At 71.6% G+C, this 6524-nt stretch carries 5 protein-coding genes; 2 read left to right on the top strand and 3 right to left on the bottom strand.

The annotated features are described in order from the left end of the window. Positions 1-156: 156 nt before the first annotated feature. Both ACFY2Z_RS28410 and ACFY2Z_RS28405 read right to left on the bottom strand, forming a co-directional pair. Entirely contained in the window at positions 157-1179 is a 1023-nt protein-coding gene (locus tag ACFY2Z_RS28410) for a phosphatase PAP2 family protein (RefSeq protein ID WP_390746929.1), read from the bottom strand. 239 nt (positions 1180-1418) lie between these two features. Beyond that, entirely contained in the window at positions 1419-2585 is a 1167-nt protein-coding gene (locus ACFY2Z_RS28405) for a hypothetical protein (protein ID WP_390746928.1), read from the bottom strand. 256 nt (positions 2586-2841) lie between these two features. Between ACFY2Z_RS28405 and ACFY2Z_RS28400 the strand changes: the two genes are divergently transcribed. Then, a complete protein-coding gene (locus ACFY2Z_RS28400) occupies positions 2842-4455 on the top strand; it encodes an MFS transporter (protein ID WP_390746927.1) in 1614 nt (537 codons plus the stop codon). A 178-nt stretch (positions 4456-4633) separates the two neighbouring features. Next, complete coding sequence (locus ACFY2Z_RS28395) at positions 4634-5824, top strand: acyl-CoA dehydrogenase family protein (protein WP_390746926.1); 1191 nt, start codon at positions 4634-4636, stop codon at positions 5822-5824. A 39-nt stretch (positions 5825-5863) separates the two neighbouring features. Here the strand turns inward: ACFY2Z_RS28395 and ACFY2Z_RS28390 are convergent, their stop codons facing one another. Further along, positions 5864-6301, bottom strand: coding sequence for a cell division protein SepF (locus ACFY2Z_RS28390; protein ID WP_311696706.1), 438 nt, complete (start codon positions 6299-6301; stop codon positions 5864-5866). Between the last annotated feature and the right edge of the window lie 223 nt (positions 6302-6524).

Below are 6524 nucleotides of genomic sequence, written 5' to 3'. Positions count from 1 at the left end.
AACGCTCGGCTGGGAAACCCCAGCCGAGCGCCTGCATAAACTGCTCGCGGCCTGATCAACACGACCACGTGTTGCGACGACCCCTAGAAAGCACCTTGTGAGCCGGGGCCTTCGGTGTGCGGGGAGGTGGTGCGTACCGGTCCCCGCCGGGTGTGCTCAGCCGCCCGCGAGCGGGCGGGCCGGGGCGGTGCCGCGCGGCACCCGCTCCGGTTGCGGCGGGCGGCGGCTGCCGGCCGGGGTGACCGGGGTGCGCTCCCCGCGGGTGCTGTGCGGACCGGGGGCCAGATAGACCGGCGGCCGGGCCGCACGGGCGGCGGGCACCGGCTCCCGTACCGTGGCCTCGCCGGCCACCGGCGCCTTGCGGGGAGTGGACGCCCGCGGGGACGCGGCCACGGGGGCCGGGACGGGCGCCGGGAGGGCGCGGCCGGCGCGCCGACGGTCCCGCAGGTCGAGGATGGCCGTCTCGGTGCGGGCGATCAGCGGCTCGAACCAGGGCAGGGCCAGCAGGATCAGCAGCCCCGCGGCCCAACCGAGGAGCACGTCGCTCAGCCAGTGCGTACCGAGGTAGACCGTGGTCAGACCGACGCCCAGGGAGGTCACCGCGGAGACCGCGGACAGCCAGCGCCTGGCCCGCGGCGTCGAGGCCAGATAGGCCAGGATGCCCCAGGTCACCACCGCGTTCGCGGTGTGGCCCGAAGGGAATATATCGCCGCCCCGCCACATCTCGTTGGACCCGATGACGGTCGCGTAGTGCGGACCGAGGCGGCCCATTCCGTACTTGGCGGCGCCCACCGTGATGTTGAGCAGGAGCAGCGCGGCGCCCAGCGAGAGCAGCGGACGCAGGGTGTGCTGCCGCCATGAACGCCAGCCCAGCCAGGACGCGACCATCACCGCGGTGGGGCCGCGCTGGCCCAGCACCACGTAGTAGTCGAGGAACGCGTGGATCTGCGGCCACTGCTGGTACGGCCGGAAGAACATGACCTGCCAGTCGAGCCGGACCAGCCAGGAGGAGACGACGACGGCCCACACGATTGCCGTGTAGAAGGCCAGGGTCGCCGAGAAGAGAACCACTCGGTGCCGGCTCATCCGGGGCACGTCAATGTCGGCCGGTCGTTCAGGCTCGCGGTCCAACCGGGCGAAGACCCGGTCCAGACGGCTCAGCTTTCGTTCGGTACGCACTCAATCGACGTTACAGCGAGTGAGCTGTGGGCCCGGCCGAATCACCGGGTTTGTGATGACGATGTGATGTGGGATTCCTCTCAACAGGGGGTTTATTTCTACGGATTCTGTTATCGGTGTGCCGCTCGTCCTTCAATTCCATTGATCGCCAAGGGTCTTGGTTATGCGCCCCTTATCTATTCGTTCACCGAATGCTGGTGCGGAATTACCCGGCCGCTCACCGTGCGGAACGGAGTGGATCATGGCGGACCGGAGCCGTTCAGCCAGAACGCTCCGTACGCCGCCGACGCCAGGGCGACACCGCAGAGCATCACCGCGGACCTGGCTGGACGCACCCGGGCCAGCGCCCGGGCGAGGGGCAGCAAAAGGGGGAAAGCGGGCAGCAGCAGACGTGGTTTCGAGCCGAAGTAGCTTGACGCGCACAGGGCGAGCGCGGTGACCACACCCGTGTACACGAGCAACGGCAGCGGCTGGCGCTGCCGGACGCAGACCACGTACAGCCAGACGATCGCCGCCACCCCGACGATCAGTCCCACGCCGGCCAGGGCGCCGGGGAAGGAGGTGAACTTGCCCGCGATGAAACGGGCGAAGGCGTAACCGCCGTCGAATCCGTTGCGCCACCCCGCCTGGACGCCGAGATATCCGAGCGGACCACGGCCCGTGCGGTGTCCGACCCACAGAACGTAACCGGCGGCCCCGAGCGGGGCGATCAGCATGCCGAGCGCCCGGCGCATCCACGGGACGCCGTCCGCCCGGGGCGTGCGCCGGTCGTCCACGAACGAGGTGACCGCCGCCACCCACACCGCCGCGACCACGGCCGCGCCCACCGGCCGGGTCAGACCGGCGAGCGAGGCGAGCACCCCCGCCGTCACCCAGCGGCCGGTCAGGACCGCGTAGAGCGACCAGGCGGCCAGCGCGGTGAAGAGGGACTCGCTGTACGCCATCGACTGCACGATCCCGACCGGCAGCACCGCCCACACCAGCACCAGGCAGACGCCCGTCCGGCGGTCGTGCACATGCTCCGCGACGGCGAAGATCCCCCAGGCCGCGGCGAGCGAGGCCAGCGTGGCGACGGCGAGCCCCGCGTCGGCGTACGACAGCGGGGTCACCGCCGCGCCGAGCCGCTCCAGCCAGGGCAGCAGCGGGAAGAACGCCAGGTTCGAGTGCACGTCGCCGTTCGGGAGGCGGACCTCGTAGCCGTAGCCGAGGGCGGCGACCCTGGTGTACCAGAGCGAGTCCCAGCGCGCGGCGAGCAATGTGTGCGGGCTGGTGCCCCGCGCCGCGCTCCACAGGGCGAGCACGACGAGGCCCACGGCACGGACGGCCGCGTACCCCAGGAGGGCGGGGGCGGCCCGGCGCAGGGCGCCGGCGGGGGGCGGCGTCGTACGCCGGGCAAGATCGTTCATCCGCCCGATTATCGAGGGCGACGGGAACCGGAGCCGCTCCCAGCACGCGGGGAAGCGTGGGCGAGGTGGCGTACGCCACACGTTCTCCGGGAGAACGTGAGAGGTCCGCCACGCGACCCTTCGGGGAACTCGCGTACGCTGGCGGCTCGCTCGCTTCGTTTGTGTCCCCACCGGGAACCGCTCTCCCGGTACGGTCGCGGGGCCGTCCCCACCCCGTGGATCCGCCGGAGCGAGGGATCACCTTGGAGGTACCTCTATGTCCGGGACGACCACGGCCGCCGCCATGTCGCGGCGCCGGGCGGCCGGGGCGGGTGCGAGCCGATGGGTCGTCCTCGTCGTCCTCTGCGTGAGCCTGCTGCTCGTCGCCGTCGACGCCACCGTGCTGCACGTCGCGATGCCCGCCGTCACCGGGGATCTCAAGCCCGGTGCGACGGAACTGCTCTGGATCGTCGACATCTACCCGCTCGTCTGCGCCTCGCTGCTGATCCTCTTCGGCACGCTGGGCGACCGCGTCGGCCGCAGGCGCGTCCTGCTGCTCGGCTACGGCCTGTTCGGCATCGCCTCCGGAGCGGCGGTCCTCGCCCACGACGCACAGGTGCTGATCGGGGCACGGGCGCTGCTCGGTGTGGGCGGCGCGATGATCATGCCCGCGACCCTGTCCATCCTGCGCCAGGTCTTCCCCGACCGGCGCGAGCGGGCGGTGGCGATCGGCATCTGGAGCGCGGTGGCCGCGGTGGGCGCGGCGATCGGGCCGCTGCTCGGCGGATTCCTCCTCGAACACTTCTGGTGGGGCTCGGTCTTCCTGATCAACATCCCGCTGATGCTGGTCAGCCTGCCGGTCGGGCGGCTGCTGCTGCCGGAGTCGAAGGGCGCAGGCGAGGGCCCCTGGGACGTGCTCGGCGCACTCATGGCGGCGGGCGGCCTCTTCGCCCTGGTGTTCGCCGTGAAGCGGCTCGGCGCCGGGCAGCCGCCGCTCAGCCCCTTCACCCTGCTCCCGCTGCTGGCGGGTGCCGCGCTGCTGATCGCCTTCGTCCGGCGGCAGCGACGCCGCACCCACCCCCTGGTCGATCTGCGGATGTTCGGCCGCCCGGCGTTCGGCACCTCGGTCGGCTGCATCGTGCTGGCGATGCTGGCCCTGGTCGGCCTCGAACTGATCGCGGCCCAGTATCTGCAGCTGGTGCTGCGCCTGTCGCCGTTGCAGACGGGGCTGCGGCTGCTGCCGCTGACGTTCGCGGCGATGGCGGCCGGCCTGGCCGGGTCGCAGCTGCTGCAGCGCCTCGGCCCCCGCCGGATGGTGGCGTCCGGCTTCTGTCTGACGACCGTCGCCGTGCTCACGCTGGCCCTGATGGGCGGCGACGACAATCCCGGGCTGCTTCTGTTCGGTTTCGTCCTGCTCGGCTTCGGGCTGGAGACGACCCTGTTCGGCGCGTACGAGTCGATGCTGAGCGAGGCTCCGCAGGCGCAGTCCGGCGGGGCCGCGGCCATCGGCGAGACCTCGTACCAACTGGGCGCCGGCATCGGGATAGCGCTGCTGGGCAGCGTGATGAACGCCGCGTACACGCCCGGCCTGTCCTCGGTGCCGGGGGTTCCCGCGTCGGCGAGCCGCGCCGCCGGTCATTCGCTCGGCGAGGCCTACGAGGTGGCGGGCCACCTCGGCGGCGCGCGGGGCAGCGCGCTGCGTCACGCGGCGCGCGACTCCTTCGTCCACGGCCTGCATGTGACGCTCCTGGTCAGTGCCGGGCTGCTGATGCTGGGCGCGGTGCTGGCGCTGCGGCTTCCGCGCGTCATGCACTGCGAGCCGACGGTCACGGAGGGCGAGCCCGCCGTGCCGTCACCGCGCAAGGCCGAGGACGTCCGCGTCTCGGTGTGACCGAGGCGTGCGCGGGGCCGCCGCCGGGTCCGTCACGGCGGGCCGCCCGGGCCCGGTACGGCCCCCGGCGGACCGCTGCGGGGCGACCGGTACTGGACGCGCGGCCCGGCGCGTCGTACCGTCGGCCCGTCCAGTCCTGGCTAGCGCTGCTAGTTTTCAGTGTCACGGAGGCTGCCCCATGACCCCGTCCCCGACGTTGCCGCCCTTCGACCCCGCCGATCCGCTGGGGATCGACGACCTGCTGGACGCCGAGGACCTGGCCATCCGCGACACCGTGCGCACCTGGGCGGCGGAGCGCGTGCTGCCGCACATCGCCGAGTGGTACGAACAGGGGGAGCTGCCGGGGATCCGGGAACTCGCCCGGGAGCTCGGCTCGCTGGGCGCGCTCGGCATGTCGCTCAGCGGCTACGGCTGCGCGGGGGCCGGCGCGGTGCAGTACGGCCTGGCCTGCCTGGAACTGGAGGCCGCCGACTCCGGGATCCGGTCCCTCGTCTCCGTCCAGGGCTCCCTCGCCATGTACGCCGTCCACCGGTTCGGCAGCGAGGAGCAGAAGCAGCAGTGGCTGCCCCGCATGGCCGCCGGCGAGATCATCGGCTGCTTCGGGCTCACCGAGCCCGACCATGGCTCCGACCCCGCCTCGATGCGCACCTACGCCAAGCGCGACGGCTCCGACTGGGTCCTCAACGGCCGCAAGATGTGGATCACCAACGGCTCGGTCGCCGGGGTCGCCGTCGTGTGGGCGCACACCGACGAGGGGATCCGCGGGTTCCTCGTCCCGGCCGGCACCCCCGGCTTCTCCGCCCCCGAGATCAAGCACAAGTGGTCCCTGCGGGCCTCGGTCACCAGCGAACTCGTCCTCGACGACGTGCGTCTGCCCGCCGAGGCCGTACTGCCCGGCGTGGTCGGCCTCAAGGGACCGCTCGGCTGTCTCTCCCACGCCCGGTACGGCATCGTGTGGGGCGCGATGGGCGCGGCCCGCTCGTGCTTCGAGACGGCCGTCGAGTACGCGAGGAGCAGGGAACAGTTCGGCCGGCCCATCGGCGGGTTCCAGCTCACCCAGGCCAAACTCGCCGACATGGCGGTCGAACTGCACAAGGGGATCCTGCTCGCCCACCATCTGGGGCGGCGGATGGACGCGGGACGACTGCGTCCCGAGCAGATCAGCTTCGGCAAGCTCAACAACGTGCGCGAGGCGATCGAGATCTGCCGGACCGCGCGGACGATCCTCGGCGCCAACGGGATCTCCCTGGAGTACCCCGTGATGCGGCACGCCACGAATCTGGAGTCGGTGCTCACCTACGAGGGGACCGTCGAGATGCACCAGCTCGTGCTGGGCAAGGCGCTCACCGGGCTCGACGCCTTCCGGTGAGCAGGCCCGAAGCGGGCAGGGCCGGTGACCGGCCCTGCCTCAGCTCTGGTTGAAGAACCCGCCCTGCTGCCGGCTCGCGGCCTCGCCGCTGACGATCTCCGTGTCCGCCGGGGTCAGCAGGAAGACCCGGCTGGAGACCCGGTCGATGGAGCCGCGCAGGCCGAAGATCAGACCGGCCGCGAAGTCCACGACGCGCTTGGCGTCGCCGGGCTCCATGTTGGTGAGGTTCATGATGACCGGGACGCCGTCCCGGAACAGTTCGCCGATGGCCCGGGCGTCCCGGAAGCTGTCCGGGGTCACCGTGCCGATCCGGCGGCCCTTCTCCTCGGCCGTGTCGGACGCGACCTGGACACGAGGGTCCGTCACCCAGGCATCGCCCTGGTCCTGACCCTCGGCGTAGTCGTCGTCGTAGTAACGCTCGTCATCGTTGTCGTCGACGAGGCCCAGCCAGGCACTCGCCTTGCGTACCGATCCCATGGACGCCTCCTTCCCAAGCGGTCCTTCAAGCCTTCCGCAACTCCATGGTCGTCCATGATGCGGATGTGGCGCCAAGGGGATAGACGCCGCACGGGGGTTTCGTGACGGTACTGGTGCACAGCCCGTACGTCGAGAGCCCGCGTGTCCCAAGGGCCGTCGGCCAAACCACTGCTGACTGAGAGTGAAATATTATTTGCGGCGGCGTACGGGTGACGAGTCGTGC

This window comes from Streptomyces sp. NPDC001222 (assembly GCF_042896945.1).
In the GTDB taxonomy this organism is placed as follows: Bacteria; Actinomycetota; Actinomycetes; order Streptomycetales; family Streptomycetaceae; genus Streptomyces; species Streptomyces gibsoniae.
Note: the sequence above shows the minus strand (reverse complement) of the source record. Positions and strands in the feature narration are given on the sequence as shown.

Bases quoted from the DNA above. Each gene is read 5' to 3' on its own strand.
- ACFY2Z_RS28390 (WP_311696706.1), bottom strand. From the start codon at position 6,301: ATGGGATCGGTACGCAAGGCGAGTGCCTGGCTGGGCCTCGTCGACGAC.
- ACFY2Z_RS28400 (WP_390746927.1), top strand. From the start codon at position 2,842: ATGTCCGGGACGACCACGGCCGCCGCCATGTCGCGGCGCCGGGCGGCC.
- ACFY2Z_RS28395 (WP_390746926.1), top strand. From the start codon at position 4,634: ATGACCCCGTCCCCGACGTTGCCGCCCTTCGACCCCGCCGATCCGCTG.
- ACFY2Z_RS28405 (WP_390746928.1), bottom strand. From the start codon at position 2,585: ATGAACGATCTTGCCCGGCGTACGACGCCGCCCCCCGCCGGCGCCCTG.